Source organism: Sphaerochaeta sp. (genome assembly GCF_050178175.1).
In the GTDB taxonomy this organism is placed as follows: Bacteria; Spirochaetota; Spirochaetia; order Sphaerochaetales; family Sphaerochaetaceae; genus Sphaerochaeta.
The window spans coordinates 1-3549 of sequence record NZ_JBFXGH010000096.1; the positions used below are offsets into that span (position 1 = coordinate 1).

Annotated in this window: 3 protein-coding genes; all 3 read left to right on the top strand. The window is 44.2% G+C overall.

From position 1 onward, the window contains the following. Positions 1 to 904 precede the first annotated feature (904 nt). A complete protein-coding gene (locus AB7S66_RS09730; protein ID WP_428519492.1) occupies positions 905 to 2077 on the top strand; it encodes an ATP-binding protein in 1173 nt (390 codons plus the stop codon). Positions 2078 to 2218: 141 nt separating this feature from the next. After that, complete coding sequence (locus AB7S66_RS09735; RefSeq protein ID WP_428519494.1) at positions 2219 to 2443, top strand: hypothetical protein; 225 nt, start codon at positions 2219 to 2221, stop codon at positions 2441 to 2443. A 263-nt stretch (positions 2444 to 2706) separates the two neighbouring features. Next, a complete protein-coding gene (locus AB7S66_RS09740; protein WP_428519496.1) occupies positions 2707 to 3345 on the top strand; it encodes a LysE/ArgO family amino acid transporter in 639 nt (212 codons plus the stop codon). Positions 3346 to 3549 lie beyond the last annotated feature (204 nt).

Sequence of the window (3549 nt, forward strand, 5' to 3'; positions counted from 1 at the left end):
TCTTCTGCTGGGAATGACTTCAGTATCAAGGCTTCAAACATCCAATCGGTACAACATACACGCCATCTTCTCTACAGTGGGCAAATCCTGTTCCTGTCAGAACCATGAGAAATAATCTAAGCCATTAAATCGTATCAAACAACTAAAACTGACCCAAAAAGTAGAAATAAATTGGGAGAATTAGTACCTGCATTCTATGATCAGCAACAATTCATGCTTGTTTCATACCTCTTTCATACTTTCTTCATGTATTCGGGGTTTAATCAAAACAGCAGACCATAGAGCGGATGGAACGCTTCCTCTGAGAGGCCTCTTCCTTCCAAGGGTTTGTTTGGGAATGGTTCTGAAAGATAGGATCTTTGTACCGGATCTGGGAAACAGGAATAGACTTTGCCGTTTCTCCCTCACCTTTGGGTACAGGGCTTCCATCCAGAATACATACCTGGGAATGAGGGCACTTGCCCGATTTTATTCAAGGCCGACTTTCTTGGAAGTCTTCTATATATATTGCCTCCTTAGGGAGGTTTTTCTGTCTTGGGCGGTAAGCAAACTGCCAACTTCAGCTGTCCTATCCTCATGGTAATAGGATCTGGTGAACAGGGGAGTATCTTCAGTATTTCCAGCCGTGTAAAAAAATGACAAATCCACCATTCGGATTTTGCGTTGTCGCTCTGTAGGATGCTCCTATTTTTCCCGACAAGGTCATCAGGCAAACCCATACCCCCCCGTCTCAGCAATCCTTGTCTACCATATATGGATGTACCCAAAGAATGGTTGACACCATTCCTCGAAATCTCTTGTGATACCAACCCCTACTCTCCGATATGGATAGGGAAAGTTTTTATTTGACGCAAACACTAATAGCGTATATCATGATATATGTTAATTAGGAGTGGCAATTTCAATGAAAAGAGATGCATATATCAAACGTACCCTGAGGTTGAATGAAAGACTCGCTACCAAGTCGCAATTCCTTTTAGGCCCTCGTATGACAGGAAAGACCACCTACATTCGCAATGAATTGCAAGACATGGTGAGCCTTAGCTGGAACTTGCTTGACGGTAGGCTTCGGATGAGAGTACTCTCCGATCCAGGCATACTCAGGGAAGAAATTGAAGCTCGCGACTTGCATGATTGCCTCGTGGTGATCGATGAGATCCAGAAAGCGCCACTGCTGCTGGAGGAAGTGCAATTTCTCATTGAAGAGAGGAATATCCGGTTCCTGCTCACCGGTTCAAGCGCAAGAAAACTTCGTTCAGGCGGGGTCAATCTCTTGGGAGGAAGAGCCGGTCATATCACCATGCATCCTTTGGTATTCCCAGAGATACAAGACACCAACTATACTTTGGAAAGGATTTTCCAGTCAGGCTTATTGCCCTCAGCCTTCTGCTCTGAACATCCTGATGAGGAACTTAACGACTATGTTGCTTTGTACCTCAACGAGGAGATCCAGGCAGAGGGAGTTACAAGGAAACTTCCCCAATTCTCACGATTTCTAGAGGTAGCCGCCCTATCAAACACACAGATGCTCAACTTTACCAATATTGCCAGCGATGTTGGTGTCTCCAGACAAGCTGTTACCGGTTGGTATCAGGTCCTCGTTGACACCCTGATCGGGTGTGAGCTCCCTTCCTTCACCAATGGAAAGAAGAGAAAGACCTATGGGATGCCTAAGTTTTATTTCTTTGACCTTGGAGTAGCCAGAGCGTTGCAGAATGCTCCTGTCCCCACCTCAATCCAGACAGAATATGGTGCATTTTTCGAGCATTATGTGTTCATGGAGCTACGTTCCTACCTCGATTACATCCAGAGCAAAGAAGTCCTTAGCTATTGGAGGACCACAAGCAACTTTGAGGTTGACTTTGTGCTAGGAGAGAATGTAGCAATTGAGACCAAAACCACCAAAAAGGCAGATTCCAAGGATTACCGAGGACTGAAGGCTTTCATGGAGGAAGGGATATGCGATCGATACATTCTGGTATGCTGCGAAGAGCGGCCAAGGAAGTTGGGAAATGGTATTGAAGTCATGCCTTGGAAATATTTCCTACAGCTTCTTTGGGATGGGAAGATCGTGTAGCCAATTCATGAAAAAGTCTGGAGTATGGGAAAGAGGAAGGTTTATCCCGTTTTGTGTTGTTTCTGAGCAACAGATCATTTTAGGGGCCTTGCTTATGTTGATAGAGTGCTGAAAGTGAAGAGAATCTTTAAAGTAAGCTATATGACAATCCTCTATAGACTGTTCCAGATTGAAGAGGATTCTTCCTATTCTGATCTCATTATCAGGTTTCGACAGGACTATTTCGACAGCTATGGACATGATTTAAAAAGATATTTCGAACCAAATTCCTTGAGAGCAGAATTTCCAGATTCGGTTGCAGAAGAGGACCCTCATGGGCTTGATTTCAGCGACCTTATGGAGGAGCATTTTGCGAGAGGCTTATGAGAGGGAGATTATATCGATGAGCCGGGCTGGTGAAATGCTCAATCAATCTATCATGGAAATGCGAGCTCTTGTTCGCACATGGAAGGAGTTATGAGCAGAACCGGAAGCAACCGTCTGTATTTAGGAAGTTTTAGCATATACTACCATTGCCCATCATCTCTACCCATTTAGAAATGATGAGGTATCCTAATTCTACATCTTTTCACTTAAGATAGAGCTTTCCTGCTTTGCATACCATGCCACTTCTGTATACGCTGTATGCCATGGAACTCCCTTACTTCACCGGTATGGCAACTGGAGCCAGCCTCATTATCGCAATCGGTGCGCAAAATGCGTTCGTTCTTACCCAAGGTATCAAGAAGCAACATCGTTTTCTTGTTGCACTTGTCTGTTCTCTCATGGATGCAGTGCTTATTACCTTGGGAGTTGCAGGGGTAGGGAGTCTTATCAGCCAATCACCTCATCTGCTTACCGTTGCTGCCGGCGGAGGCGCTCTCTTTCTTTTTGTGTATGGCCTGAAGAACTTGTTGACCGCACTCAAACCTGTTGAGGGTTTAGCGGAGACGGAACATAGTGAAACAAGTAGAGCCCAGATAGTGCTCACTACCTTGGCAATTACCCTCTTGAACCCCCATGTCTATCTTGATACGGTGGTGCTCCTGGGAAGTATCAGCAGTACCTATGTTGGGCAGAGTAGGTATCTTTTTGCAGGGGGAGCTGTTTCGGCGTCTTTCCTCTGGTTCTTCCTCTTGTCCTATGGGGCTGCAGTTCTTGCTCCTCTCTTCAGGAAAGCTATTACCTGGCGAATCCTGTATGGTTTAATCTTCATAATCATGTGGCGTATTGCCTATTCCTTGTTGGAGTTTGCAGGAATTCTGGATGCAATGAAGAGCCTTTTCTAGGATAAATGTATTTGATTCTTCACATCACAAAGACACGTGATTGATACTTTACAACAAGTTGTTGTTGGATAGCCAATTCAAGGACATTCTTCAAAGATTTCCTAAAGAGAATCTATGGGTTGGGAAGTCTATCATCCAGTTACATATGCATAGCAAGAATGATTACATGATTTTTCTTGAAAATCTTATGGTAAAAACTTTTAT

Coding starts and splice junctions, on each gene's coding strand:
- AB7S66_RS09730 (WP_428519492.1), top strand. CDS start 905: ATGAAAAGAGATGCATATATCAAACGTACCCTGAGGTTGAATGAAAGA.
- AB7S66_RS09735 (WP_428519494.1), top strand. CDS start 2,219: ATGACAATCCTCTATAGACTGTTCCAGATTGAAGAGGATTCTTCCTAT.
- AB7S66_RS09740 (WP_428519496.1), top strand. CDS start 2,707: ATGGAACTCCCTTACTTCACCGGTATGGCAACTGGAGCCAGCCTCATT.